The organism is Embleya scabrispora (assembly GCF_002024165.1).
Taxonomy (GTDB): Bacteria; Actinomycetota; Actinomycetes; order Streptomycetales; family Streptomycetaceae; genus Embleya; species Embleya scabrispora_A.
Genome location: NZ_MWQN01000004.1, coordinates 948,350 through 973,161 on the forward strand (window position 1 = coordinate 948,350; position 24,812 = coordinate 973,161).

Here is a 24,812-nt window from a genome sequence, read left to right on the forward strand (position 1 = left end):
CCGTCCCTGGTCCCCCAGTCCCATCCCCCATGTCCCGTAGTCCCCATCGGAGATCCCCATGACGCTTGCCCAGGTCACCATGACCGAGCCCCACGTGGCGTGCGACCTACCCGGTCCGCGCTCCGCCGAACTGCTCGCGCGCCAAGCCCGGCGCGAATCCAACGCCCGTACGTATCCGCGTAATCTGCCCATCGCGCTGGCCGAGGCCGCCGGCAGCTTCGTGCGCGATGTCGACGGCAACGTCTTCATCGACTTCCTCGCCGGCGCCGGCGTCCTGTCCCTGGGCCACAACCACCCCGAGCTGGTCCGCTCCGTCACCGCGCAACTGGGCGTGCTCACCCACGGGTTGGATTTCCCGACGCCGGTCAAGGACGCGTTCCTGGAGGCCCAGCTGTCCATGCTGCCCGCCGGGATGCGCGAGCGCACGAAGGTGCACTTCTGCGGTCCCACCGGAGCCAACGCCATCGAGGCGGCGATCAAGCTCTGCAAGATCGCCACCGGTCGCGGCGACGTCGTCACCTTCCAGGGCGGCTTCCACGGCAGCACACACGCCGCCATGGCGCTGACCGGTCTGGTCTCGGCGAAGCGGCCCGTTCCCAACGGCGTGCCCGGCACCCACTTCTTCCCGTTCTCCTACTGCGGCCGGTGCCCGCTGGCCCTGAGCCCCGACACGTGCACCACGAACTGCGTGGGCTATCTGGAGCGTTCGCTCACCGACGGCAACGCCGGCATCCCGCTGCCCGCCGCGGTGCTCCTCGAACTCGTGCAGGGCGAGGGCGGCGTGGTGCCCGCGACCGCCGACTTCGTCCGCCGACTGCGGGTGCTCACCCGGGAGTTGCGGATCCCGCTGATCGTGGACGAGGTACAGACCGGCTGCGGGCGCACCGGCACCTGGTTCGCGTTCGAGCAGTACGGGATCGAGCCGGACGTCGTGGTCGCCTCCAAGGCGCTCAGCGGCATCGGCACCCCGATCGCGGTGATCCTGTACGACGACGCGCTCGACGGTTGGGCGGCCGGCGCGCACATCGGCACCTTCCGCGGCAACCAACTCGCCTTCGCCGCCGGCGTCGAGGCCGTGCGCATCGTCCGGCGCGACGACATCCTGGGCAACGTGCGTCGGCGCGGCGCGCAGATCGCCGAACGACTCACGCCGCTGATGGCCGACCCCTGGGTGCGCGAGGTGCGCGGCCGGGGCCTGATGTGGGGCATCGAGATCGCGGACCCGGAGACCGGGCTGCCCGCCGCGGAGTTCGCCCGCGCGATCCAGGCCCGGGCGCTGCGCCGGGGGCTGATCGTCGAACGCGGCGGACGCGAGGACTGCGTGGTGCGGATCCTCCCTCCGCTCAACGTCACCGCCGAGGTCGTGGACACCGCGTGCACGATCCTCGTCGACGCCGTCGAAGCCGGTCACCCGTAGGCCCATCCGCACCGGGCCACCGGCCGACCCGGCGCCGACCGGCCGCCCGTCCGGGGCGGCCTCGAGGAGACCTCACTCCATGGTTCTCATCGTGCAGAAGTACGGCGGCTCCTCGGTGCACAGCATCGAGCGCGTCAAGCAGGTCGCCGAACGCGTGGTAGCCACGCATCACGAGGGTCACGACGTCGTCGTGGTGTTGTCCGCCATGGGCGACACCACCGACGAACTGCTCGACCTGGCACGGAAGATCTCGCCCTTCCCGCACCCGCGCGAGCTGGACATGTTGTTCACCTCGGGCGAGCGCATCTCCAACGCGCTGGCCGCGATGGCGATCCGCGACCTGGGCGCGCGGGCGTGCTCGTTGTCCGGCCCGCAGGCGGGCGTGTTCACCACCGCCGAGTACGGCAGGGCGCAGATCGTCGAGGTGGTCCCGCATCGGGTGCGGCGGGAGCTCGACCGGGGCCGCATCGTGTTGGTCGCGGGATTCCAGGGCCTGAGTCGGGACACCGACGACATCACCACTCTGGGCCGCGGCGGTTCCGACACCACGGCCATCGCGCTGGCCGCCGCGCTCAAGGCCGACGTCTGCGAGATCTATACGGACGTGGACGGCGTGTACAGCGCGGATCCCCGGATCGTGCCGAGCGCGCGGCTGCTCTCCCATGTCACCTACGACGCCATGCAGGAGATGGCGGCGTCGGGGAGTCGGGTGCTGGCCCTGCGCTCGGTCGAGTACGCCCGCCGCTGGGGCGTTCCGATCCAGGTCCGGTCCTCGTACGGGGACAAGCCCGGAACCACCGTGTCCGGCGCGCCCGGCGATGCCGGCGCGGAACCGTCGCGGATCACCGGTGTCGCGCACGACCTGTCCGGTGCGAAGGTCACCGTGCACGGGGTTCCGGACGGCGCGGGGGCGGTGGGCCGGCTGATCCGCGCGGTCGGCGACGCCTGGGGCGAGATCGACATGGTGGTGCGAAACGCGGCACGACCGGACGAGCCCCGCGCCGATCTGACGTTCGTCGTACCCGAACAGGGCGTGGCCGCCGCGCCGGCCGCCCTCGACGCGGCGCGCGACGAGCTCGGCTTCGAGGGGGTGAGCCACGACGCGGACGTCGGCAAGGTCTCGCTGATCGGCACCGGGATGCGGGCCGATCCGGGGGTCACCGCGACCTTCTGCGAGACGCTGGCGGCCGTGGGCGTCAACATCGAGATCATGTCGACGTCGGAGATCCGGATCTCCGTCCTGTGCCGCGCCGCACAGGTGGTCGACGCGGTGCGCGCCCTGCACACCGCGTTCGACCTCGACACGACGGAGGAGGCCCTGGTCCACGCGGGTTCGGGCCGCTGATCGCGCAACCGTCGAAGCCGCCGGCGCCGGGAGTGCATCCTAGCGCCGGCGGTCACCAGCCGTGGCCCTTGATGGTGGGGTGCGCCCGCCAGTAGTCGACCAGTTCGAGGAAGGACGGGTCGCGCACCACCGCGAGCCACTGGTCGCCGGTGATCGGCGGAAGGGCGCGGGACTCGGGGTGGGCGAACGCGGTCAGACCGACCTGCGCGTCCCGATACCGGAACACCGCCGACGGGCCGGTCGTACCGACGCCGGCGGCCGGCAGGTCGGTCCGCGCGGGGAAGTAGACGGCGACCGCCCCGCCGCCCGGGAGCGGCCCGTCGACGCAGCCGAGATCCTTCTCGCGCTTGTCGGGGGGTCGGCACCACGGGGTGTACGGGTCGACGCTCATGTCCGGAACCAGATGGACCACCCCCTTCGGCGGATGTTTCGCGACTCGCACGGTGTCGAGGTTCAGCCCGACCCGATACTCCCTGCCGTCGGCCGTGATCCGGTAGTCACCGAACGTGGCCTCGCTGATGGCGACGGCGGTGGTCGGCGGCAGATGCCGCTGGAGTACTTCCGCGACCCGCTGCCGAAACGCCTCGCGCTGCCGGATCAGCGTGGGCGACAACTTCGCGTTGTACCGGTCCCCATAGGGATCGGACAACACGGGGTACACCCGATCGGCCGCCGCCAACACCGCCCCGTCGTCCGCCGGCCCCGACCCGCCCGACTCCCACGGCCGCCACACCGCCGCGCCACCGACCACGACCGCCGCCACCAACCCGGCAACCGCGACCCGTCCACCCCTGCGCATCACCCGTACACCCCCGCCGTCCCTCGAAGTCACCTCGCTCCGATGCGGCGGGACCCGGATCGGTTCCACCTCGAAGATCCCGGACTCGCGCCCGTTCGTCGTTCGCTACGCTGCGCGGATGGCGACTGACGGGGGTTCGGGGGATGCAGGGGACGAACAGGCGCCCGTCCGGGGGCGGTTGGGGTCCGAGGACAAGTCGGTCAAGGTGCTTCACGGCCTCGGGTCGGCCGTGTTGCTCCTGTCCGAATACTGGCGGTCGGTGATCGACGGTCTGCGACCGGGGGCCGCGCCGCCGGACCGGGTGCAAGCGCTCGCCCGGGCGGCCGCGTCGATGGCCGACAACGGGTTGCACAAGACGGCGGCGGACCTGTTCGAGACGGCGTCGTTCGGGCAGGAGCGGGCGGCGCTGTGGGCGGCGGTGTGTTGTGCCCTGGTCGTGCGGCTCAACCGGCACGGGTCACCGGAGCTGCAAAAGGCCCTGTCCTATGTCTCCGCCGCCTACTGCACGTTGGCCGTCCTCGTCGGCATGTACTACCTGTTCGCGTCCGGGCCGATCGTACTGCTCGCCCTCGGGATCGGCCTCGGGGTGATGCATACCGCGACTCGCACATGACGCCGCGTGGACGGGGGTTCGGCTCGCGCGTCAGCGATTCGGATGGGTCGCGCAGACCAGCGTGGTGTCATTGTGGGCGACCCAATACCAGTAGTACGTACGGTCGTTGGCCACCCTGGCGCACGCACCCGCCCGGACGTCGGCCGGGGCCCGGTAGACGCCGGTGACGGCCAGGAGCGAGTCGAAGCTCGCCGGGATGCGCGCCGCGTCGCAGTCGATCCAGGTGAAGAGGTTGGCGGAATAGCGCGGGGAGTTCTCGGTCCCGCCCGAGCGGGAGACCAGGAAGCACTGGCCCTTGCGGAACTGCCGTTCCAGGCACAGTTCGACCTCGCGGTAGCGCCAACTGGTCACCCCGGGGTCACTGATCGGGCAGTTCGTGGCGTTCACCCCGGCCACGCGCACGAACGCGCTGTCCGCATCGCAGTCCACCGCACGCGGGATGTCGGTGTTCCAACCGCTGCCGCGCTCCGTCCCGGTCTGCCACGCGTTCAGACAGGTCCCCTTGTGGGCCACCGCCGCGAACGCGTCCGCACGCGGGTCGCGCACGGGAGTCGGCACCGAGCCGCCGGGCCGGGAGTCGCTCCCGCTCGGCGTCCGCCCGGGTGTCTGCCGGGGGTCCGCCGGCAGCCCGCGCACCGTCGGGAACCCCGTGGGCAGCCTCGCCGTCGGCGCCCCCTTCGTCGCGGCGGCCAACGCCGCCGGCGCGCCCCCGGCTCCCTTGTCGTCCTCCAGTACGCGGGGCAGCACGAGCACCGCGAACAGCAGCGCCGCCACCAGCAGTACGAGATTGCCCTGCTGCCGCTTCGAATCCCCGACCCCCGTCATGCCGGGCCATGGTACGGACCCGACCCCGAAGTCGGCTATCTCAACAGCCACTTCCGGGTCAGCTGCAGCACCTCCCCGCGGCTGTACGGGCCCTGGTCGGCGGCGACGAAGTGCATGCCGATCCGCAGCGAGAAGGCGAGCAGGCAACGCACCTCGACGTCGCCCGGGTCGGCGCAGAACGTCCCGAACAACGAACGCAGGTAGTCCATCCGGCGGTTGTCCACCCGGCGCAGCCGCTCCGCGACCGCCGCGTCGCGCCGGGCCCAGTCCCGCACCGCCAGGTCGGCGGTCGTACCCAGGACCGGCCCCTCGCTCGTGGACGCGAGTTCGAACAGTCGATCCAGTCGGGCCCTGGCGTCGCCCCCGCCGGCCTCGACCCGCTCGATCACATCCTCGGTGACCGCGCGCTCCCACGTGTCGAGCATCTCGGCGAGCAGCGCGCCCCGGTTGCCGAAGTGCCCGTAGAACCCGCCCTTGCTGACGCCCAGTGCCTGCGCCAGCGGCTCGATCCGGACCGCCTCGGGACCGCCCGCGGCCAGCGCGCGCAACCCCTCCTCGACCCATCTGCCGCGCGGTGTACGGGTCACGCCCACGATCCGGTTCCTCTCGTTCTCGCGTCACGCCCCGCCGTACGGTGTCGTACTCGTGGGTGCCGGCCTGCATCCATACGGCATCGTATGAACAGTGCCGGGCATCGTGCGCCCTCGGCCCCCGGCGCGTCGAGGGCACCGGTGGGCCGGCCCGGGGCCCTCACCCGTGCCGGGCGTCTTCCGGCGAGCCGACGTCCGGGACGCGCGCGGCCCCTTCGACCGGCTCCTCGACCGCCCTCTCGACCGACTTGGCCGGGCGGGGGCGCGCGGCGACGATCAGGACCACCGACGCGACGATGATCGCGCCGCCGAGGTAGACGTTCGGGCCCACCGACTCGCCCGCGATCGCCGCCCCGAGCAGCACCGCCACCACCGGGTTGACGTACGCGTAGGTCGCCACGGTGTCGTTGGGCAGCACGCTGTTGACGTACATGTACGCGCTGAACGCGACGATCGACCCGGCGAACACCAGCCAGGCCAGCCCCAGCCACGAGGCGGTCGAGATGGCGGCCACGTCCAGTTGCCCGAACTCCCCGCGCAGCGCGGCCAGTACGAACAGCGTCACCCCGGCCGTGATCATCTCCAACGAGGTCACCACCAGCGGATGCCGGGGCAGCGGCGCGGTACGCGCGTACACCGAGCCGCCCGCCCACAACACGCACGCGATCAGGACCATCACCACGCCGCCGATGTGCACGTCGCCACCCGGGCCGCCGACCAGGACGCCGATGCCGATCGTGCCCAGGAGCAGCGCGAGCAGGACCGCGCCCGACACCCTGGTCCGGGTGGCCAGCGCGTTGATCAGCACCATCCACACCGGCACCGTCGCCACGACCAGCGCGGCGAAGCCCGAGTCGAGATGTTGCTCGCCCAGGCTCACCAGCCCGTTGCCGCCGACCAGGAGCAGCCCGCCGATGATCGCCGCCGAGCGCAGGTGCGGCCAGGTGGGGCGGTGCGCGCCGCGGGCGTGTCGCGGGCCGACCACCGCGAACATCAGCAGGCCCGCGACCAGGAACCTGGTCCCGGCCGAGAGCAGCGGCGGGATCGTCTCGACCGCGTAGCGGATGCCCAGATAGGTCGAGCCCCACACGATCCACACGATCACGAGGGCGACCCACGGCAACAGCCGATCCCTCTTTTGAGGAGACAACACGACCAGCACACCTCATTAAATTAGGAGATCCATGCTGCTAACCTTTTTTAGAGTAGGTCAGGCACGATCGCCGGAACAAGGGGCTTTTCCATGACGCGGCAGCTCGACGAGATCGACCGGGCGCTCCTTCGCGCACTGAGCGCGGACGGCCGGCGCACCGTGCGCGCCCTGGCCAAATCGGTGGATCTGTCCGAACCCGCCGTGCGCGAGCGGATCCAACGACTGGAGCGCGACGGGGTGATCACCGGCTATCACGCGGAGTTGGCCCCGGCGCAGGTCGACGCCGGCACGGCCGCGTTCATCGCGCTGCGCTTCGACGCGGGTCGGGCGGCGCGCGATCAGGTGGAGGCGGCGATCCATCGCGAGCCCGCCGTCCTGGAGGCGCACGAGGTGGCGGGCGAGGACTGCTTCTGGATCAAGGTCCGGGTGGCCTCCACCGCCGCGCTCGCCGACACCCTCGACCGGATCCGCGCGATCCCGGTCATCCGCGGCACGGGCACCACCATCGTGCTGCGCACCGTCTTCGAACGCCCGCTGCTGTCCGCCGAATCCACGGCCGGGGCGGCCGACGAGGCGGAGCCGGCCGCCCGCGCGTAACGCCCGCACCTCCAGGCCGCACCACCCCCCGCACGCCGGCGCACGGTCGGAGCTTGGCGCAAAACATACCTGCGCGCCCTTTGCGGATAGTGATTGGCTGACTTCCGTCGGTTATCACGGTGGGGTGAGGAGTCGCGCGTGATCATTCAGCTGTACGGCGAGTGGACCCAGCGCTCGGACACGTCGGCGAACTATGCGCGGGCGGTGGCCGGCTGCCAGGACGTCGCGGACCGGCAACGGAAATATTTCACCGCCGACGGACAAGAACATGAGCGTTCCATGGTCAACAAGGGCCTCGCCCTCTACATCGACGTCCCGCACCACCTCCTCGGCTTCGACGACTCCGGCGCCCGGGGCATCGCCGAGATCAAGCCGAACAACTGGGACAGCGGCTTCCTGAGTTTCGCGGTCGGCTGCCGCCGCACTTGGACCGACGGAGTGGTCGCCGCACCCGAGTCGGTGTTGTGGGCGGCGATCCACGCCTACTGGGGCGTACGGGTGCCGGAGTACGCCGACGCGTCCGCCCGGGAACGGCAGGCGTACCGACGCGGACACCTGCCGTCCGGGGCGAAGGGGGTGCCCTCCATCGAGGACCTGTCCGGCCTGATCGACTACACCAGGTGCCGCCGATCCGGACCGGCCGTCGTGGTGGCGGGCCGACACGTGGAGTTCGAGGAATCCGCGGACCGCCAGGAGGAGTTGCCCTTCCTGGTCGCACTCACCGACCCGCTGCACCAACCCCCGCTCACCGGCCCGTACAGCTACCGCGGCGACCACGGCGACACGGCCCGCCTGGCCAGAGTCCGCAAACTCGAACCCCAACCCCGCCCGAGCCGCCGCTGACCGGCCCGGGCCCGCCACGCCGGCGGATCAGTCGACCAGGTGCGCGACCGTCGGCACCACCAGGCCGAAGAGGTCGGCGATGATGGTCAGGCCTGCCGACTGGAGTGCTTCGGCGGGGGTGCCGGCGCCGTCAAGGGCGGGCAGTGCGCGGGTGGCGGTGGCTTCGGCGACGACGGTGGGGCGGTAGCCGAGGTTGAAGGCGCCCTGTGCGGTGAAGGTGACGCACATATGGGTCATGAACCCCGCCAGGATCAGGTCGGGGCCGGCGTCCAGGTCACGGAGCGTCCGCTCCAGGTCGGTGCCGTGGAAGGCGTCGGGAACCTGCTTGACCACGACCGATTCGCCGTCGACCGGCGCCACTTCGCCGCTGATCGCGCCGATCTCGGCACGGATGTCGTACGGGGTGCCCGGTCCGCCGTCGTTGACGACGTGCACGACGGGCGTACCCGCCGCACGGGCCGCGGCGAGCAGTCGGGCTCCGGCGGCCAGGGCCGGTTCGACGCCGTCGAGGGCCATCACGCCGGTGCGGTAGGTGTTCTGGAAGTCGATCATGATCAGGGTGCACTCGCCGCCGAGGCGGGGCGGCGTGTTGTCGAGGCCGATGACTTCGCGCAGGGTCGCGGAGGGGTGCATGAGTGGGAAGTGCCTTTCGTTCGACGGTGGTTGCCCGGTCTTCGGGCATGGTTTTCGGGCATGGCTTTCGGGCATGGCGAAGCCGCCGGGCCGCGCGGGTTCGTTGCCGGGGCTCAGGACACCGTGCGGAAGCGACGGCGGTAGCCGGCCGGGGTGGTGGTGAGTTGCTTGCGGAAGGCCCGGTGCAGGGTTTCCACCGAGCCGAATCCGGTGGCCGCCGCGACCGCTTCCAGGGGTTCGTCGGTGCTCTCCAGGAGCCGGCGGGCCGCCTCGACCCGCGCGGCCTCCACGTAGGCCGCCGCGCCGGTGCCGGTCTCCTGCCGGAAGACCCGGGCGAACTGGCGCTCGCTCAGGCACATCCGCCCGGCCAGCGCGGAGGCGGACAGGTCGTGGTCCAGGTGCTCGGTGATGTACACCCGCAGTTCCTCGATGTCCCGCCGGCCGGTCGCGGGCCGGCTCAGCGGCACGCTGAACTGGCTCTGGCCGCCCTGTCGGCGCAGATACATCACCAACTGCCGGGCCACCGCGAGGGCCAGGTCCTCGCCGTGGTCCTCGGCCACCAGGGCCAGCGCCAAGTCCATGCAGGCGCTGATCCCCGCCCCGGTCCAGACCCGGCCGGAGCGCACGAAGATCGGGTCGGCGTCGACCCGTACCTCGGGGTGATCGGCGGCCAGTTGCGCGGCGGTCGACCAGTGCGTGGTCGCCCGCCGCCCGTCCAGGAGGCCCGCGGCGGCGAGCACGTGCGCGCCCACGCAGACCGACGCGACCCGGCGGGCGTGCGGCGCGGTGGCCGCGACCCACGCCACGACGGCGTCGTCGACCAGGGCCACCGGACCGTCCGGGCCCATCGCCACGGCGCCGGGGACGAGCAGCGTGTCCACCGCGGCCCCCACCTCGGCGAAGGCCACGTCCGCGAGGATCCGTACGCCGGCCGACGTGCCGACCGGGCCGGCCTCGGGGCCCGCCAGGCGGACCACGTACCCCGCCGCGCCGGCGGTCTCCCGGTTGGCCAGCGCGAAGACCTCGGCCGGGCCGGTGACGTCGAGCAGGTCGACGTCGGGGAAGACCGCGATCACGACGCGGTGTGGAGTGGACATGCGTCCATCGTGGCGGTCGTGCCCGATGGCCGCAATGACGGGTATCTGTCACATTCGGCCATCGACGCGTCGAGGCGGGGAGAAGCCGCGCACGAACGTGGCGGGCGCGTCCGGGAGGCCCGGAGCGCGCCCGCCACGTGACGGTCATCCGTGGCCGGCGGCGGCCAGGAGGCGGGGGAAGCGGTCGTTGGGTCTACAGATCTCGCCGAGGTCGGGGTCGTCGACCTCCTCGATGCCCGGCTCCACCCGGGCGACATACGCCTCCGGGTCGCCCGCGCCCTGGGTCTCGGCGGGAGCCGGCGTGGGCCTGGCCGCGTGCAGCCGGCCCGCCCAGTGGTGGGCGTCCTGCGGTTCGCCCTCGATCCGGTGGTGCAGGGTCAACAGGCGCATCGCCTCGACGTCGTCGGCGCCGGCCGCGTACCGCCACCAGAACGCCGCCGGCGCGGGCCGCCCGGTCAGATACAGCAGGCACCCGAACACCAGCGCCCCGTCGGCCTCGCGTTCGTGCACGAAGTCGCCGAGGAGGGGGCCGGTGGTCGGCCGGGCCACCACGGCCTGGCACAGCTGTTCCAGGTGCGCCGCCGCCGCGTTCTGCGCGGCGTGCGCGTCCGCGAAACCGGTGCCGCGTTGTGAACCGATGGTGCCCGGGCGGACCAGGGCGGCCAGCAGTTGTTCCTGGACGATGCGCTCGGCCAGACGGCGGGTCGCGGCGCCGGCGTCGTAGTCGGCGAAGGCCGCGTCCATGTCGCGGCGGCGCTGTTGGAGGGCGTGGTCGAGGGCATTGAGGTGGTTCATGTATTCGGTTCCCGAGGGTGCGATGGGGACGACGGGGTGGGGTCGGGATGCACGTGGCGGGCCCGCTCCAACGCGGTGGCGAGTTGTTTGCGGGCCGCGTGTACGTGGCTGCGGACGGTGGAGATGGTCACCCCCAGGTAGTCGGCGACGTCCTGGAGCGGCAGTTGCATGACCAGGTGCAGGCGGGCGCAGGTGGCCCGCTTGACCGGCATCGCGGCGATGGTGCGATCCAGGATGTCCAGGTGGGGCACCATCGCGGCCGGGTCGCCGTTGCCGGTCGAGACCATGTCGGGGGCGCCGGGCGCGGTGAAGTCGACCAGCACCTCGGGGGAGCGCCCGCGCCGTCGCCGGATGTCCACCACCCGGCGACGCAGGATCCCGAAGGCGAGCGCGAGCGGCGGACTGGGGTGGCGCACGATCTCGGACCAGCGTCGGGACAGCGCGAGCAGCACGTCGGCGACCGCCTCGTCCGCGTCGTGCGCGCAGCCCAGGCTCTTCCAGGCGTGGTCGATCAGGGTCTGCTGGTGCTCGCGACAGAACCGGACGAAGTCCGCGGGCGCGTCGATCACCGGACCGCCGGGGGCGGGGCGCCGGCGGTCCACGGTGTCCCGGACCAGGTCGCGCCGCAGCCGGCGGTCCTCCAGGGCGTCGGTGAGCATCCGGAACGCGCGCTTGACGGGCGGCGCGGGCTCGCGCAGGACGTCGTCCCAACGTTGGAACAGGGCGAGCAGCACGTCGGCGACGATGTCCTCGGCCTCCGGGCGCGAGCCCAGGTGGTCGTAGGCGAAGCGGGTGAGCGTGAGTTGGTGGCTGTGGCAGAAGGCGACGAAGTCGTTGCGCAGGAGGTCCACCAGGTCCACGTCCACGGCTTGGGCCTGCTCGGGGTGTCGGGGTTCGGTCATCGTCCGCCGCCCTTTCCGCGCGCGGAGTGTGTGCTGCGATACCCGTGGCCGCAGTGGCGGTGCGGCTCGGGAAGCGTGAAGCCACGCATCAGGGCACCGAGCGGCGCGCGCACGACGACGACCAACACGCCTATGACCAGCCACAGTTGTCTGGCCTCGGGGCCGAGGATGTTGTTCAAGGCAGCGGTTCCTTCCGTGAAGTCCGGCGTGGACACCGCCGGGCGCGCCGGCTGTTGCGCCCGACGGTGTCCACGAGACCCGAAGGCCTCTCACCCCCTACCTCGCCGGCCGACCACCCGCCGTCCAAGCCGGAACCGCAAAATCTCGCGTACCGCGTCCGAACGACTACGCGTTGTCGCCCCACCAGGCCGAACGCCGCCCGGTGTTCGGATCGGTCTTGGTGAACCCGGCTCCATCGCGTCGATCCGCAACCGCGGAAACGCCTTCGCGTACCGGGTAGGGTTCCGGCCGGTGGCCGGTGGGTGCCGCTAGGCGTGTGCTTCCACGCCGTAGAGGCGCAGGCCCCGACTGCGGTAGTTCTTCAGGGCGTTGACGTGGTCCTCGGACGAGGTGTGCAGCCAGACCCGGCGCACGAACGGGGCGTCCGGGAGCGGCGGGGTGGCCCACGCCCGACGGAGCACCAGGGTCAGGGCCCAGCCGCCCAGGCCCTTGCCGACGTATTCGGGGAGCAGGCCGAAGGTGACCACCTCGACCACGCCGCCGGGCTGCGGTTCGAGGTTGCCGATGCCGGCGCTCTCCCCCCGGTAGGTGATCAGCCAGGACTCGCGCAGCGGGTGGGCGGCGCGAAGTTCGGCCCAGTCGCGGTCGGTGCGCTCCGTACTGCGCCAGCCGTAGGGCGCGCCGATGCGCGCCTGGAGCGCGTACACCTCGGGCGAGGGCTCGACCCGCCGCAGTCCCAGTGCCTCGACGGGCCGTGACGGCCGCAGTTCGTCGGGCGCGGTCATCTCCAGATACATCAAACTCTTGCCCATTGCGACAGGCTATCGAGGCTCGCGGACAGCGAGGCCGTCGCAGGGACGCCCGCTCCAACGAGTGATCCCGGCAGAGCCGTTCGGGTGATCTGCCACCGAATGGCCGCCTGTGCACGGCGCCCGGTCACCAGGCGACCGGGAGCGCGAGCGGGAAGCGCCAGATGGACACCGTGTTCCACCGCACCTGCTCGGCCGGTACGGCCAGTCGCAGATCCGGGAAGGCGGCCAGCAGCGAGCCGATGCACACCTCCATCTCCATCCGGGCCAGGTGTGCGCCCAGGCAGTGGTGGGTGCCGTACCCGAACGCCATGTGCGAGGCCGGCTTCTCCCGGTCGAAGTCGAGTTCGTCGGGCCGCTCGTACACCGCGCCGTCGCGGTTGGCGGTCAGATACGACACGTGCACCGTGTCGCCGGCCCGCACCGTGACGCCGTCGAAGTCCACGTCCTCCAGGGCCACCCGCGGGATGCCGACACCCTGGCGGAAGGGGATGAAGCGCAACAACTCCTCCAGGGCCCTGGGCAACCGGTCGGGATGGGCGCGCAGTTCGGCCAGGTGGCTCGGATGGGTCAGCAGCGTGTAGACGATGTTGCCGATCTCGTAGGTGGTGGTGTCGTGCCCGGTGACCATCAACAGCATCACCAGCACCGCGAGTTCGTCCTCGTCCAACATCTCGTCGCCGACGCGGGCACTCGCCAGCGCGCTGATCAGGTCGTCGCCCGGTTCGCGGCGCCGCGCGGCGGACAGCTCGGCGAAGTAGGCGCGCAGACCGGCCTTTCCCTCGGCGGCCACTGCCTGGTCGGCCGGCTTCATCGACATCATCGCGATGGCGTGGCGACGCATCCGGGGCCGGTCTTCCTCCGGGACGTCGAGGAGTTCGCTGATCGTGCGCAACGGCAGCTGCCCGGCGAACAGTTCCATCAGGTCGGCCGGTGCGCCGCGCTCGGTGATCCCGGCGAGCAGTTCGTCCACCACACGCTGCGTCCACGGCCGCAGCTTCTCCACCTGTGCGTTGCCGAACGCCTTGACCACCAGTCGGCGAACCCGGTTGAGGGTGGGCGGGTCCATCAGGTTGATCGCCTCGGACTGGGCGATCGGCGCCGGGGTGATCCGGGGGAAGTCGGTACCCACCAGCGCCGCCCGACTGAACCGCCGGTCCGAGGTGACGAGGCGGACGTCCGCGTGCCGGGTGACCAGCCAGCAGCGCCCCTCGCCGTACGGCATGCGGACCCGGGCGACCGGCGCCTCGGTGCGCATCCGGCTCATCGTCGGATCGGGCTCCAGGGCCTCGTCGTGCCGGAACGGGCATGCCCATACCTGCTCGTCGGTGGTCATCGTGTGTCTCCCAGTCCACGGGGGCGCGTCGTTCTCCGGCGATACCGGCGACATGTGCCCTCCACGATCGGCGCGCGGGCGTCCCGAACGCGTGGGGCGGCGGTCCCGCACACGTCCCGGTCCGGTCCCGACGCCGGTGTCGGGTGCGGTGCGACGCGGCCGGCGCCGCTCCCGGCACGTGGCCTGCATTGGCCTTACGGCAGGTCGATCCGGCCCCTACGATCGGCCGATGACCACGATTTTGATCATCGGCGTGGGGGACATGGGCGAGCGGGTCGCCGACGGCTTGGCCGCCGGCGGTCCCGGACGGCGCCTGGTATTGGCCGGCCGCTCGACCGAGGGCGACGCGGTGGCTGCGACGGTGGCCAGTTCCCGTGACTGCCTCGTCGAGGCGGTCCGGCTCGACGCGTCCCGGTCGGAGGAGGTGGCCGGACTGATCGACAAGCTCCGCCCCGACCTGATCGTGCACTGCGCGTCGCTGCGCAGCCCCTGGGCGCTCGCCGGCCGTACCGATCCCGCCGCCGAGGCGGTCGTCGCCGCCGGCCTCGGCCTGCGGCTGCCGTACCAGCTGCCGCTGATCCTGTCCGTCATGCGGGCCACCCGTGCCGCCGGGTACACCGGCCCCGTGGCGAACCTGTCCTTCCCGGACGTGACCGGGCCGGTGCTGGCCCGCCTGGGCCTGGCCCCCACCGTCGGGCTGGGCAACGCCGCGATGGTCCACCTGCGGGTGCGGGCCGCGCTGCGCGCCGCGAACCCCGATCGGCCGCTGCCGCTGATCCGCGTCCTCGCCCATCACGCGCAGGTGATCGGCGTCATGGCGGCGCGGCGGCCCGCCGACCCGGACCTGGCCTGCCGGGTGCATCTGGGCGAGGACGGCCTGCGCGACGACGCACTGGCCTACCAGGCGCCGCCGCTCGCGCCCGGCCTGCGCCACAACGCGGTCACCGGCGCCGCCGTACTCCCGGTCCTGGAGGCGCTGTTGCCGGGCGCCCGCGCGCTGCGCCACTCCACCGCCGCGCCGGCGGGCCGGCCGGGCGGATACCCGGTCCGGATCGTCGACGGCGTCGTGTCCCTGGACCTGCCGCCGGGCCTGGCCGAGGCCGACGCGATCGCCTTCAACGAACGCCTCGCCGCCGGCGACGGCATCGACCGGATCGACGCCGACGGCACGGTCCGGCTCACCGCCGCCGCACACCGCGCGGTCGCGGGCATCGCGCCGGACCTGGCCGAACCGATCGCCGTCGACGAGATCCCGGCCCGTGCGGCCCGGCTGGACGCGGTCCTGGCCGGGGCCTGATCGCGGTTCGCCTCATCAGGCCTTCGACCTGACCTCCCACAGGTCCGGGAAGACCGGGTTGAACAGGGTGGAGCGCAGATAGGCCGCGCCGGACGAGCCGCCCGTGCCGAGCTTGGCGCCGATGGTGCGCTCGACCATCTTCATGTGCCGGTAGCGCCACTCCTGAAGGCCCTCGTCGATGTCGACGAGGGCCTCGCAGACCTGCGCGGCGTGTCCGGTCTCGTCGCGGTAGACCGCCTCCAGGCTCGCCTGCACATCCGGGTCGGCCCGCCACGCGAGACTCGGATCGCGGTCCAGGACCCGCGCGGGCACCGGGTAGCCGAGGGCGGCGAGGTGGCGCAGCAGCGAGTCGAACACGGACGGGCGGTGTGCGGCGGCCTTGAGCCGGTCGTCCCGGTCCAGGTCGTAACCGCCGAACTCGCGGCGCCCGAGCACCGCTTCGAGCTCGCGGAACTGGGCCGACTGAAACCCGCTGGAGGTGCCGAGCGCGTCCCGGAACGACGCGAACTGGCGGGGCGTCATGGTCTCCAGGATGTCGAGTTGGCCGACCACGGTCTTCAGGATCTTGGCCACCCGCCGCGCCGTATGCAGCGCGCCCGCGCTGTTCCCGGTCTCCAGGTGCCTCTGGAGCAGCGCCACCTCGTGCAGGATCTGCTTGAACCACAGCTCGTAGACCTGGTGGATGACGACGAACAACATCTCGTCGTGCGCGTCGGTGGCCGGCTGCTGGCAGGACAGCAGGGTGTCCAGCCGCAGATAGCTGCCGTACGTGATGTCTGCGGTGTCTGCGGTGTCCACCGTGTCTGCGGTGTCCGTGCTGTTCGGCGCGTCGCTCATCGGCGCGTCCTCTCCTCGCGGGCTGTCAACCGTTCCGATGGGCTCGGAGACGACGGGCACCATCCTGTGCCGGTCGGGGCCTTTCAGGAATGGCCGACACACGGAAACGCGCGGGTCGGATGTCATGATCACAACACGTTGTGCGGGGTCGTGCTTATGTTCGTAAACCCTGCCTGATGGGGCTGCGAAGCGGGCCGCGAGCCGGGGTGCGGAGGCGGCCCGAGCGCCGTCCCCGCACCCGCCGTGCTCGCGGTGTCAGGGCCTCATCGCACCAGCCGGACCACCCGCTCGTGGGTGTGCAGCAGCGCCTGGACGTTCTCCGGGAACCGGGCCGCCGCCACCGCGTGGGTGAGGGCCAGTACCCAGGCGTCGTTGCGCACCTTGCTCCCCCGGTCCGCCAGGCCCAGCTGCACGTTGGCGTACCGCAGGCCCTTGAGCACCTCGCGGATCTCGGCGTCCGCGTCGGCGGCGCCCGCGATGTTGCCGTACGCGTCCCAGATCGTGTTCGTCGCCACCGCGCCGTACAGCGTGTCGGCGATCGTGTTCCAGCGGGTGACCGGCCCGGTCACCCGCATGGTCAGCGGATTCGCGAAGCTGCGTACGCCCGGCGTGGCCGGCTGGTGGGTCGGCGCCGGGTGCGGCGCGGGCACGACCGGGATCGGCGCGGGGATCGGGATCATCGGCACGGTCGTCCACGCGGTGTGCCACGTGGTGCCGGGAGCGGCCGGGTCGGTCTGGTACATCTGGAAGTAGTAGCGCTCGTCCGGGCTCGGTATCGCGTCCTCGGCGTTGCGCGCGTAGTTCTCCAGGGTGATCACGTCCGACCCGTCCGCCGCGACCACGCCCGCCCAGTGGTCGCCCCAGGTGCGGCTGCTGAGCAGGACGGGGTTGACGCCCAGGGCGGTGGGTCGGTAGAAGTCCGTCTGGGTGGGGTAACTGCCCTGGGCCAGGCCCACGGTGGGGGCGGTGACGACCAGGCCGACGGTCAGGAACGCCTCGCCCACGGCCGGGGCGACGTGGTCGTTCAGGCCGAACGTACGCAGGTCGGCGGTGAACCCGGGGGTCGGCGCGTGCGCGGCCGCGCCGTACGCCGAGGCGATCGTGCGCGCGGTGTCGGCGACCGTCACCAGGCTGGTGTCGTCGAGCACGGGAGGCTGCGGCGGGGGCAACAGCGCCCGGGCGACGTGGTATTCGATCATGTGGTGCGGCGGTACGTGCGGGTCGTTCTCGAAGCGCGGCGCCGGAAACGGCGCGGCGATCACGTGGGACACCATCTCGTTGCACGGCTGATTGCACTGCATGGCCAGGCCGGTCACCCCCGAAACGTGGTTGCGCGGCAGCACCCGCAGCAGGGTGTTCGCGCCGATGGTGATCCGGCGCTGGTTGGGTCCGGGCGGGTCGGCCACCAGGCGGAATCGCGAATTGATCAGCGCCAGGCGGGCATTGCTCGCGTCGACGATGGCCTGCGTGGCGTAGAAGCACTTGGGCTGGCGCAGTCCCAGGTCGCAGTGCTCGACCGCCATCCGCTGGTTGTCCGACACGCGCAGGGTCACCGCGGCCGGATCGGTCGCCTCCAGTCGCACCACCGGCGCGGCGCCGCCGGTCATGAACGACTGCCCTCCGGGCGCCTTGGCCTGCACGATGAACGAGTCCTGCGGCTGCACGGGCGCGTGGTGCGCGCCCCCGACGACCACGAACGGCGCCCCGCCGCCCGCGGCATGCGGTGTGTAGAACTGCGTGACGGCTCGGCCGCGCCCGGTGCCGGGTCGTGGCGCGCCCGGGATTCGCACCGGCAGGCCGAGGGCGATCCGCCGCCCGGCCGCGATCGCCTCGGCCTCCAGGGCCGCCGCCGGCCCGCCGGGCCGCACCCGGCCGTACCGCTGCTGCAACACGTGCGCCAACTCGTGCCCGATCAGCTCGCGCCCCCGGGCGCTGTACGGGTCGTAGTCGCCGGGCCCGAACGCGACGTCCGCGCCGTGCGCGCAGGCGGCTCGACGTGTCCCGAACCCGCCTTCGCCCAGTATCCCTTCGTGGATCCGCACCCCCGCGAATCCGGTGCCGAACAACTCCTCGAACCCGCCGCGCACGCCCGGCGCCATGCCATGCCCGCTGCTCATCCCAACCCCCCAGGTCGGTCCGATCCGACAATGGCCCCGAAAGTAGGCGTTCCGGTACGGGCTCGGCGGCGTTTCGCGCACACCCGAGGGAACCTGCGGCGAGATCCGGCCACGATCGGCCGGGGCGGGAGGGGCGGGGTACGACGGGTGGGGCGGACTCAGTCCTCCCAATCCCAGTCGAGCGACTCGCCGGTGAGGTCGTGGTGGACGCTCGCGATCTGCCCGACGTGCACCCCGGGCAGTCCGGGCCGCCAGGCCGGGAATGTTTCGGGCTTCGCCCACAGGGAGCGGTAGTACGCCCGGCCCCGACTCACCACCCAGTGCGCGACGTCCTCGGCGCCGTCCTCCGAGTCCGGCAGGTACGGGGTGAACGGATCGTCCGGCAACTCGACCACGGCGTCCAGGAATTCGCGGTGGAAGCGGACGAGGTCGGCCGGGTCCATGGCGAGCAGGGCGGCGTCCACGCCCCCGGGGTCCCGGCACACGTCCTCGACGCGCTCCCAGAAGGAGTCCGGGAGGTGGTCGGGCGGGGGCGGGGGGCCGTACGGTTCACGCGGGGCATGCTGCCAGGCGGACGAGACGACCGGCGCGCGGGGGCCGGCCGAGGCGCCTCGTCGTGGTCGCGCGGGTATGGAAGACTGACCGGATTCGATCCCGGTCGCCCCGCGATCAGCCCACGTACTCCTCGTAGTCGGTCACCCTGGTCTGCGCGTACTTCGGCAACTCGCCCACCACGCTCGCGAGTTCCCTGGCGCCGTCGGTCCGGTCGTCGATCGCTCGGCCGACGACACGACCGGAAGATCGCAAACCCCACACACGCGGCCTACCGACCCGCCCGTCCGCGAGACCGGCCCACCCGGCCCCGAACCGGGCATCGGGGCAGGGCGGATCGGCGGCGCGGATCGGGCGGGGCGGTACGGGGTGCCGGCGCGTGTCGCCGCCCTACTCGGTGCGCAGCGCCGTGGCCGTGCGGGTTCGGGCCGCCCAGGTCGCCGGGAGGAGGGCGCCGAGGGCCGCGATGGCGACGCCCGCCAGGCCCAGGAGGGTCAACTCGGGAAGGTCGTACACGTCGAGCACGCTCGGCGGCAGGTTCGTGCCGGCGGCGTGGCCCATCCTCGGCACCACGTAGCCGTGCAGCGCGTAGCCGACCGGGACTCCGATCAGGCCGCCGGCCACACCGATTCCGACCACCGAGGCGAGCACGAGGCCCACCGTCTGCCGCGGGGTCATCCCGAGCGCCTTGCAGACGCCGAGGTCGTGCACCCGCTCCCGGGTGTCGAGCACGACCGAGTTGAGCACACCCAGCCCCGCAACGGCGACCAGCATCAAGGTGAGCAGCGCGGCCATCGCGTCCAGGACCAGGATCAGGCCGTCCCGGCCCGAGGACGCGTCGCGGCCGAGCACCGCGCCGCCCAACGGCTCCACCACCCGGGCGAGATCGGTGGCGTAGCGGTCGCGGGACACGCCGGGCTTGAGGCCGATCAGGTACACGTCGGGGCGGGCCGAGGCGAAGGAGGCCATGTCGGCGTGGATCCGGGTGCCGTCGTCCGAGGTGTCGAAGGCCTCGCCGACGATCCGCAGGCCCTGGGCGTCGCCCTGGTGGGTGACCCGGATCGTGTCGCCGATCCGGGTGCCGGTGCGGGCCAGGAACCGGGTGGGCACCACGACCTGCCCCGGGCCGTCGAGCCAGTGCCCGGCGATCATCGGGTAGCCGCCGGGCCGCGAGTCGCCCTGGTACAGCGCGGCCCGGACCGCGCCGGGGATGCCGGTGACGGTGACGTCGACGGATGCCATGCCGTAGCTCGTGGCGGTGCCGGGCGCGGCCACCACCGCGTCCCGGATCCGCGCCGAGTCGGCGGGGGAAGGACCACCCCCGGCAGAGGCGTTGCCGCCGCCCGGCCCCGCGCCGCCGGCGGGGGCGTTGCCGCCCGCCGGGCCCGCGTTCACCCCCGGGCCCGCACCGCCCGCCGGCGCCCCGCCCGGTCCGCCCGCGCCGCCGGCGATCACCGTGACCGCCGCCCGGTTCTCCGGGTCCTGCGCGTCCCCGACCGCGTTCAGCGACGCGGTCAGGCCCACCGCGAACGTCGCCGCGACGGTGCCGAACACCACCGCGAGCACCATCGCGAGGCTCCGCACGGGGTGCGCGAACGGGCTCGCGAGACCGTACGTCAGCGCCCGGGGCAGCGGCAGCCGCCCGGTCACCCGGTACGCCCACCGTCCCCGCCCCGTACGCGGCGCCCGGCCGACCGCGATCGCCTCGATCGTACGCAGCCGACCCGCCCGCAGCGCCGGCACCAGCGCGGCGACCCCGACCACGACGAGCGCGCCGACCGCGACCAGCACGTCCACCCACCAGGCCACGGACAACGAGGTGTCGTCGTAGAGCTGTTCGGTGTCCGCCAGGAGCGGCAGCGCCATCAGGTTCCCGAGCACCACGCCGAGCCCGATGCCGACGGCGGCCGGCACCAACGCCTGGGCCACATAGGCGCGCACCACCTCGCGCGGGGTGAAGCCGATCGCCTTGAGGATGCCGATCCGGCGCAACCCGGTGCCGACCGCGCCGCTGACCACGCTGCCGACGATGATCACCGACATGGCGATGCCGAGCACGCCGAACGCGGTCAGGAACGGGATGGTCGGCGCGGCGTTGCCGTCGGCCGCGCGCTTGGTGTCCAGGTGGGATCGGGCGCCCAGGAACGCCCCCGCCGGCACCGCCGACTCGATCTCGGCCCGGCGCTCGGCGACCTTGCCGTCCGTCCCGGCGGCGGCGAAGCGATAGAGCATCTGCGACCCGGCCGGCTCGTTCGTGGACGCGAGCGCGGCGACCTGGTCCGGAGTGACCCAGGCACCGGCCGTGCGGCTCACCGATCGGGCGACGCCGACCACGGTCAGGATCGGCGCGCCGGGGGCGTCGGAGCCGGTCAGGGTGGAGCCGAGGGCCATGTCGGGGCCGGCGAACTCGGTGGACAGTACGATCTCGCCCGGTTTCTCCGCCCAGCGGCCCGAGGTGAGGTCGAGGTCGTCGACGGCCGCGTGCGGGCCGGCGCGACCGGCGACGGTGAGCGCCGGGAAGTGCCCGCCGCGCCCGTCGGTGGGATGCATCGTCGCGGTCGGGTACGGTCCCGCGCTCACGGTGACGCCGGTCAGGTGCCCGGTGGCCGCCAGGTCCGCCGCGCCCACCCTGCCCGGGTCGAACTGGGCGCTCAGGTGCGCCCCGTGCTGGTGGGCGAAGGCGTGGTCGAAGGGCGCGTTCGCGGCGACCACGAGCGAGCCGGCGACCACCGCCGAGGCCACGGCCATCATCGTGGCCAACGCGATCACCACGGTCTGCACCCGCCGCCTGGACACCCCGGAGCGGACCACCCGGCCGAGCGCGCCGCCGAGCCCGATCATCGGATCGCCTCCGCGTGCGGGTCGAGCGCCAGGTGCCCGTCGACGAGGTGGATCGCCCGGCTCGCACACGCCCGGGCCAGCGCCGGATCGTGCGTGACGAGCACGATGGTCTGCCCGTCGCGGTGCAACTCGGTCAGCAACTCCCGCACGTCCGCGCCGGAGGCGCTGTCCAGCGCCCCGGTCGGCTCGTCGGCCAGCAGCAGTGCGGGCCGGTTGACCAGCGCCCTCGCCACCGCGACCCGCTGGCGCTCCCCGCCGGACAGTCGCCCCGGGTAGGCGCGGGCGTGCTTCGCGATGCCCAGCACCTCCATCAGCTCGTCGGCCCGCGCCGCCGTCTTGCGTCGGCCGGTTCCGGTCAACTGCGCCGGAAGCCGGATGTTGTCGCTCACCGTGAGGTCGTCGAGGAGGTTGAAGAACTGGAAGACCATGCCGATGTGTTCGCGGCGGAAGCGGGCCAGCGCGTGCTCGCTCAGCCCGTCGATGCGCTGCCCGGCCACGGTCACCGTGCCCTGGCTCGGTCGGTCGAGGCCGGCGATCAGGTTGAGCAGCGTGGACTTGCCGCTGCCGGAGGGACCGGTCACCGCCAGCGCCTCGCCGCGGGCCACGCCGAGGTCGAGCGGGCCGAGCGCGGGCGCTCCGCCGGCGTCGTAGCGCTTGGCCACACCCGCGAGTTCGATCACAGGGGTCATGGGAGTCGTCCGTCCTTGGCGTTGTGGGAGGGGCGTGTGTCTGCCGGCCCGGCGACGCTAGGGGCGCGGGTGCTCGCGGCGCGTCGGCCGCCGCGCCGACATCCGGCCCTTCCCGGGAAGGATCCGCGGGCGGGGTCATCCCTGCGACGTACGCCGCTCGGCCCGGGGCACCGGTCGTGCGGGGGGATGCGGCGGCCGGCGGGCAGGTCGCACAATGGGCCGGTGTTCAGGGACGATTGGCGCCGATGGCGCGGGCAACTGGGGGTCGTGCTGCGCCCTGATGCCGAGCCGGCGCCGCTGTCGCGGCGGGCGCGGTACGCCGATCTGTTGCTCGCGGTGGTGCTGACCTTGATCGCGCTGGTGGTCGCGGCGCGCTATCCGGACGCCGGGCCGGGGCCGATCGGTCCGGTGGGCGATCAACCGATGCCGCCCGAGCCACCGGAGCCGACGGAGCCGCCGCTGCCCTGGTTCGCGCCGCCGGAAGAGCACGGACTCGACCCGGGGGCCTGGCCGTTGGTCGTGCTGTCCGCGCTGCCGCTGGCGGCCCGGCGCCGGTATCCGCTGGTCGCCTTCGCGGTGATCCTCGGCGCGACGGTGCGCATCGGCGAGGACCACGCGTCCTGGATCAACGTGACCACCTGCGTCCTGGCCGCCTACAGCGCCGTGGTGCACAGCCGCTATCGAAGCCGCGCGGTGGTCGTCCTGGGTCTGGCCGCCGTGCTGGCCGGCGCCGCGTTCCGGGACACCGCGCCGATGTTGCCCGGCTGGTCCAGCCCGGGGGTGGTGATCCTGATCGCGGGCGCCCTGGCCGGTCTGGTGTTGTTCTGGCAGCGGCAGCTGGCGGCCGGTCGGCAGCGATACGCCGACCTCGAACGCGCCCAGGCCGAGGCCACCCGCCGGGCCGTCGAGGAGGAACGATCCCGGATCGCCGCCGAGTTGCACGACGTGGTGACCCACAATGTGAGCGTGATGGTGATCCAGGCGGGGGCGGCCCGCACGGTGATGGACGCGGCGCCGGAACGATCGAAGGCGGCGCTGCTCGCGGTCGAGGCCGGCGGGCGGGCCGCGATGGCCGAACTGCGCCACGTGATGGGGCTGCTCGCCGCCCCCGACGCCGAACGCCCCGACGAACTCGAGCCGCAGCCGGGCCTGGACCGGCTCGACGCGCTGATCGACCGGGTCCGCGCGGCCGGGACACCCGTACGCCTGGCCGTGTCGCTGCCCCCCGAGCCGCTGCCACCGGGAGTCGACCTGACCGCCTACCGCGTGGTGCAGGAGGCGCTGACCAACACGATCAAGCACGCGCCCGGCGCCGACGCGCACGTGACGATCGGCTACACCGGAGAGCGGCTGGAGATCGAGGTCACCGACACCGGTGTCGCGCCGGCCGGACCGACACCGGTCGGCGGCGGCAGCGGGCGGGGCCTGCTCGGGCTGCGCGAACGGCTCGCGCTCTACTCCGGCGAGTTGACCGCCGGACCGACGCTGACCGGCGGCTACCGGATCCGGGCGCACATCCCGTGGCGGACGGCGTGAGCGGGGCGCCGCTGCGCGCGGTGATCGCCGACGATCAGGCCCTGGTGCGCACCGGGTTCGGGATGATCCTGAGCGCGGACGGCATCGAGGTCGTGGCCGAGGTGGCCGACGGCGCCGACGCGGTGGCCGCGGTCCGGCGTACCCGTCCCGACGTGGTGCTGATGGACATCCGCATGCCGCGCATGGACGGCATCGAGGCCACCCGCCGCATCCTCGCCGAACGCCCGGACGGCGCCGACGGCACCCGGGTGATCATCCTGACCACCTACGACCTCGACCACTATGTCTACGCCGCGCTCACCGCCGGCGCGAGCGGCTTCCTGCTCAAGGACGTCACCCCCGAACACCTGGTCGCGGCGGTACGCCTGGTGCGCTCCGGCGACGCCCTGCTCGCCCCCACCATCACCCGGCGCCTGATCGAACGTTTCGCCCACCGCGACGAACCCCCCGCCGCGCTGCACCGCGACCTCTCCGATCTCACCCCCCGCGAACTCGAAGTCCTGCGCCTGCTCGCCACCGGCCTCAGCAACGCCGAACTGGCCGACCGCCTCACCCTGAGCCCGACCACGATCAAGACCCACATCGGCCGAATCCTCAACAAACTCGACCTGCGCGACCGTGTCCAAGCGGTCGTCCTGGCCTACGAATCCGGCCTGATCTCCCCGGGATCGCCCCCCTGACCCGCACCCCCGACCCGCACCCCCGACCCGCCCCGCCGGCGCGACCGCCGCGCCCGTCCCCGGCCGGAAATCACCTGCGGGGAAGGGCCGTTCGGACAGGTCCTACGCCGGTTTGCCGGCGCGTAGGGAGTACATCAGCGGGACCCTCGGGGAGTCCGCCGGGTAGCGGTAGATGCCCGACCGTTCCTCCAGCGCGGGAAAACGGGCGAACAGGGTGTGGTCGTGTTCGTGCAGGAACTCCAGGCGCAGGCCCGTCGCGGTCAGCGCGCTGACCACCTCGCCGATGCCGTGCTGCCACTCGACCGTGACGTTGGCGGTGGTCTCGGCGC

Annotated in this window: 25 protein-coding genes and 1 pseudogene; 8 read left to right on the forward strand and 18 right to left on the reverse strand. The window is 72.8% G+C overall.

Annotation, left to right across the window (positions count from 1 at the left end):
- Window positions 1–58 precede the first annotated feature (58 nt).
- Both B4N89_RS44620 and B4N89_RS44625 read left to right on the forward strand, forming a co-directional pair.
- Window positions 59–1,417: a diaminobutyrate--2-oxoglutarate transaminase family protein gene (locus tag B4N89_RS44620; RefSeq protein ID WP_078982323.1), complete on the forward strand. Its 1,359-nt coding sequence runs from the start codon at window positions 59–61 to the stop codon at window positions 1,415–1,417.
- A gap of 79 nt (window positions 1,418–1,496) precedes the next feature.
- Window positions 1,497–2,762, forward strand: a complete 1,266-nt coding sequence (locus B4N89_RS44625) for an aspartate kinase (protein WP_078982324.1) — start codon at window positions 1,497–1,499, stop codon at window positions 2,760–2,762.
- Between the two features lie 52 nt (window positions 2,763–2,814).
- Here B4N89_RS44625 and B4N89_RS44630 read toward each other — a convergent pair whose 3' ends face one another.
- Complete coding sequence (locus tag B4N89_RS44630) at window positions 2,815–3,561, reverse strand: hypothetical protein (RefSeq protein WP_143658315.1); 747 nt, start codon at window positions 3,559–3,561, stop codon at window positions 2,815–2,817.
- A 118-nt stretch (window positions 3,562–3,679) separates the two neighbouring features.
- On the opposite strand from B4N89_RS44630, the gene B4N89_RS44635 reads away from it, so the two are divergent.
- Complete coding sequence (locus B4N89_RS44635) at window positions 3,680–4,174, forward strand: hypothetical protein (protein WP_143658316.1); 495 nt, start codon at window positions 3,680–3,682, stop codon at window positions 4,172–4,174.
- 30 nt (window positions 4,175–4,204) lie between these two features.
- On the opposite strand, the gene B4N89_RS44640 is transcribed toward B4N89_RS44635, so the two are convergent.
- The 3 genes from B4N89_RS44640 to B4N89_RS44650 all read right to left on the reverse strand — a co-directional run bounded on the left by B4N89_RS44640 (window position 4,205) and on the right by B4N89_RS44650 (window position 6,742).
- Window positions 4,205–4,999: a hypothetical protein gene (locus B4N89_RS44640; protein ID WP_078982327.1), complete on the reverse strand. Its 795-nt coding sequence runs from the start codon at window positions 4,997–4,999 to the stop codon at window positions 4,205–4,207.
- Window positions 5,000–5,034: 35 nt separating this feature from the next.
- Window positions 5,035–5,592: a TetR/AcrR family transcriptional regulator gene (locus B4N89_RS44645; RefSeq protein ID WP_078982328.1), complete on the reverse strand. Its 558-nt coding sequence runs from the start codon at window positions 5,590–5,592 to the stop codon at window positions 5,035–5,037.
- Window positions 5,593–5,749: 157 nt separating this feature from the next.
- Window positions 5,750–6,742 carry an EamA family transporter gene (locus B4N89_RS44650; RefSeq protein WP_161501031.1) on the reverse strand — a complete coding sequence of 331 codons (993 nt, stop codon included), beginning with the start codon at window positions 6,740–6,742 and terminating at the stop codon, window positions 5,750–5,752.
- Window positions 6,743–6,832: 90 nt separating this feature from the next.
- On the opposite strand from B4N89_RS44650, the gene B4N89_RS44655 reads away from it, so the two are divergent.
- Together B4N89_RS44655 and B4N89_RS44660 are read left to right on the forward strand one after the other, a co-directional pair.
- A complete protein-coding gene (locus B4N89_RS44655; RefSeq protein ID WP_078982330.1) occupies window positions 6,833–7,339 on the forward strand; it encodes an Lrp/AsnC family transcriptional regulator in 507 nt (168 codons plus the stop codon).
- Between the two features lie 138 nt (window positions 7,340–7,477).
- Entirely contained in the window at window positions 7,478–8,182 is a 705-nt protein-coding gene (locus B4N89_RS44660; protein ID WP_078982331.1) for a hypothetical protein, read from the forward strand.
- A 27-nt stretch (window positions 8,183–8,209) separates the two neighbouring features.
- Here B4N89_RS44660 and B4N89_RS44665 read toward each other — a convergent pair whose 3' ends face one another.
- The 7 genes from B4N89_RS44665 to B4N89_RS44695 all read right to left on the reverse strand — a co-directional run bounded on the left by B4N89_RS44665 (window position 8,210) and on the right by B4N89_RS44695 (window position 13,934).
- On the reverse strand, window positions 8,210–8,815 hold the full coding sequence (locus B4N89_RS44665; protein ID WP_078982332.1) for an isochorismatase family protein: 606 nt from the start codon (window positions 8,813–8,815) through the stop codon (window positions 8,210–8,212).
- Between the two features lie 113 nt (window positions 8,816–8,928).
- Window positions 8,929–9,912: a GlxA family transcriptional regulator gene (locus B4N89_RS44670; protein ID WP_078982333.1), complete on the reverse strand. Its 984-nt coding sequence runs from the start codon at window positions 9,910–9,912 to the stop codon at window positions 8,929–8,931.
- A 144-nt stretch (window positions 9,913–10,056) separates the two neighbouring features.
- Window positions 10,057–10,707, reverse strand: coding sequence for a hypothetical protein (locus tag B4N89_RS44675; RefSeq protein ID WP_078982334.1), 651 nt, complete (start codon window positions 10,705–10,707; stop codon window positions 10,057–10,059).
- Entirely contained in the window at window positions 10,704–11,609 is a 906-nt protein-coding gene (locus B4N89_RS44680) for a sigma factor (RefSeq protein ID WP_078982335.1), read from the reverse strand. The genes B4N89_RS44675 and B4N89_RS44680 overlap by 4 nt, the downstream gene beginning before the upstream one ends.
- A complete protein-coding gene (locus B4N89_RS44685) occupies window positions 11,606–11,788 on the reverse strand; it encodes a hypothetical protein (RefSeq protein WP_143658317.1) in 183 nt (60 codons plus the stop codon). Before B4N89_RS44685 ends, B4N89_RS44680 begins: the two co-directional genes overlap by 4 nt.
- Before the next feature lie 309 nt (window positions 11,789–12,097).
- Window positions 12,098–12,601, reverse strand: a complete 504-nt coding sequence (locus B4N89_RS44690; RefSeq protein ID WP_078982337.1) for a GNAT family N-acetyltransferase — start codon at window positions 12,599–12,601, stop codon at window positions 12,098–12,100.
- Window positions 12,602–12,725: 124 nt separating this feature from the next.
- Window positions 12,726–13,934: a cytochrome P450 gene (locus B4N89_RS44695; protein WP_078982338.1), complete on the reverse strand. Its 1,209-nt coding sequence runs from the start codon at window positions 13,932–13,934 to the stop codon at window positions 12,726–12,728.
- Between the two features lie 229 nt (window positions 13,935–14,163).
- Between B4N89_RS44695 and B4N89_RS44700 the strand changes: the two genes are divergently transcribed.
- Window positions 14,164–15,231: a KR domain-containing protein gene (locus B4N89_RS44700; protein ID WP_161501032.1), complete on the forward strand. Its 1,068-nt coding sequence runs from the start codon at window positions 14,164–14,166 to the stop codon at window positions 15,229–15,231.
- 15 nt (window positions 15,232–15,246) lie between these two features.
- Here B4N89_RS44700 and B4N89_RS44705 read toward each other — a convergent pair whose 3' ends face one another.
- The 6 genes from B4N89_RS44705 to B4N89_RS44725 all read right to left on the reverse strand — a co-directional run bounded on the left by B4N89_RS44705 (window position 15,247) and on the right by B4N89_RS44725 (window position 22,267).
- Window positions 15,247–16,068 carry a tryptophan 2,3-dioxygenase gene (locus B4N89_RS44705; RefSeq protein ID WP_078982340.1) on the reverse strand — a complete coding sequence of 274 codons (822 nt, stop codon included), beginning with the start codon at window positions 16,066–16,068 and terminating at the stop codon, window positions 15,247–15,249.
- A 263-nt stretch (window positions 16,069–16,331) separates the two neighbouring features.
- On the reverse strand, window positions 16,332–18,185 hold the full coding sequence (locus tag B4N89_RS44710; RefSeq protein ID WP_078982341.1) for a DUF4157 domain-containing protein: 1,854 nt from the start codon (window positions 18,183–18,185) through the stop codon (window positions 16,332–16,334).
- 158 nt (window positions 18,186–18,343) lie between these two features.
- Window positions 18,344–18,649 carry a hypothetical protein gene (locus B4N89_RS44715; RefSeq protein ID WP_078982342.1) on the reverse strand — a complete coding sequence of 102 codons (306 nt, stop codon included), beginning with the start codon at window positions 18,647–18,649 and terminating at the stop codon, window positions 18,344–18,346.
- A 205-nt stretch (window positions 18,650–18,854) separates the two neighbouring features.
- Window positions 18,855–18,992: a hypothetical protein gene (locus tag B4N89_RS50400; RefSeq protein ID WP_161501033.1), complete on the reverse strand. Its 138-nt coding sequence runs from the start codon at window positions 18,990–18,992 to the stop codon at window positions 18,855–18,857.
- 135 nt (window positions 18,993–19,127) lie between these two features.
- Window positions 19,128–21,578 (reverse strand): FtsX-like permease family protein, encoded by a 2,451-nt coding sequence (locus B4N89_RS44720; protein ID WP_078982343.1) that lies wholly within the window; start codon window positions 21,576–21,578, stop codon window positions 19,128–19,130.
- Window positions 21,575–22,267: an ABC transporter ATP-binding protein gene (locus B4N89_RS44725; protein WP_101897557.1), complete on the reverse strand. Its 693-nt coding sequence runs from the start codon at window positions 22,265–22,267 to the stop codon at window positions 21,575–21,577. The genes B4N89_RS44720 and B4N89_RS44725 overlap by 4 nt, the downstream gene beginning before the upstream one ends.
- Window positions 22,268–22,489: 222 nt before the next feature.
- On the opposite strand from B4N89_RS44725, the gene B4N89_RS44730 reads away from it, so the two are divergent.
- Window positions 22,490–23,803: a sensor histidine kinase gene (locus B4N89_RS44730; protein ID WP_321170761.1), complete on the forward strand. Its 1,314-nt coding sequence runs from the start codon at window positions 22,490–22,492 to the stop codon at window positions 23,801–23,803.
- Complete coding sequence (locus tag B4N89_RS44735; protein WP_078982345.1) at window positions 23,788–24,483, forward strand: response regulator; 696 nt, start codon at window positions 23,788–23,790, stop codon at window positions 24,481–24,483. The genes B4N89_RS44730 and B4N89_RS44735 overlap by 16 nt, the downstream gene beginning before the upstream one ends.
- A gap of 102 nt (window positions 24,484–24,585) precedes the next feature.
- Here the strand turns inward: B4N89_RS44735 and B4N89_RS44740 are convergent.
- Window positions 24,586–24,812 (reverse strand): annotated as a pseudogene (locus tag B4N89_RS44740) (SAM-dependent methyltransferase); the annotation flags it as partial.

Coding starts and splice junctions, on each gene's coding strand:
- B4N89_RS44620 (WP_078982323.1), top strand. CDS start 59: ATGACGCTTGCCCAGGTCACCATGACCGAGCCCCACGTGGCGTGCGAC.
- B4N89_RS44625 (WP_078982324.1), top strand. CDS start 1,497: ATGGTTCTCATCGTGCAGAAGTACGGCGGCTCCTCGGTGCACAGCATC.
- B4N89_RS44630 (WP_143658315.1), bottom strand. CDS start 3,561: ATGCGCAGGGGTGGACGGGTCGCGGTTGCCGGGTTGGTGGCGGCGGTC.
- B4N89_RS44635 (WP_143658316.1), top strand. CDS start 3,680: ATGGCGACTGACGGGGGTTCGGGGGATGCAGGGGACGAACAGGCGCCC.
- B4N89_RS44640 (WP_078982327.1), bottom strand. CDS start 4,999: ATGACGGGGGTCGGGGATTCGAAGCGGCAGCAGGGCAATCTCGTACTG.
- B4N89_RS44655 (WP_078982330.1), top strand. CDS start 6,833: ATGACGCGGCAGCTCGACGAGATCGACCGGGCGCTCCTTCGCGCACTG.
- B4N89_RS44665 (WP_078982332.1), bottom strand. CDS start 8,815: ATGCACCCCTCCGCGACCCTGCGCGAAGTCATCGGCCTCGACAACACG.
- B4N89_RS44670 (WP_078982333.1), bottom strand. CDS start 9,912: ATGTCCACTCCACACCGCGTCGTGATCGCGGTCTTCCCCGACGTCGAC.
- B4N89_RS44675 (WP_078982334.1), bottom strand. CDS start 10,707: ATGAACCACCTCAATGCCCTCGACCACGCCCTCCAACAGCGCCGCCGC.
- B4N89_RS44680 (WP_078982335.1), bottom strand. CDS start 11,609: ATGACCGAACCCCGACACCCCGAGCAGGCCCAAGCCGTGGACGTGGAC.
- B4N89_RS44690 (WP_078982337.1), bottom strand. CDS start 12,601: ATGGGCAAGAGTTTGATGTATCTGGAGATGACCGCGCCCGACGAACTG.
- B4N89_RS44695 (WP_078982338.1), bottom strand. CDS start 13,934: ATGACCACCGACGAGCAGGTATGGGCATGCCCGTTCCGGCACGACGAG.
- B4N89_RS44700 (WP_161501032.1), top strand. CDS start 14,164: ATGACCACGATTTTGATCATCGGCGTGGGGGACATGGGCGAGCGGGTC.
- B4N89_RS44705 (WP_078982340.1), bottom strand. CDS start 16,068: ATGAGCGACGCGCCGAACAGCACGGACACCGCAGACACGGTGGACACC.
- B4N89_RS44710 (WP_078982341.1), bottom strand. CDS start 18,185: ATGAGCAGCGGGCATGGCATGGCGCCGGGCGTGCGCGGCGGGTTCGAG.
- B4N89_RS44720 (WP_078982343.1), bottom strand. CDS start 21,578: ATGATCGGGCTCGGCGGCGCGCTCGGCCGGGTGGTCCGCTCCGGGGTG.
- B4N89_RS44725 (WP_101897557.1), bottom strand. CDS start 22,267: ATGACCCCTGTGATCGAACTCGCGGGTGTGGCCAAGCGCTACGACGCC.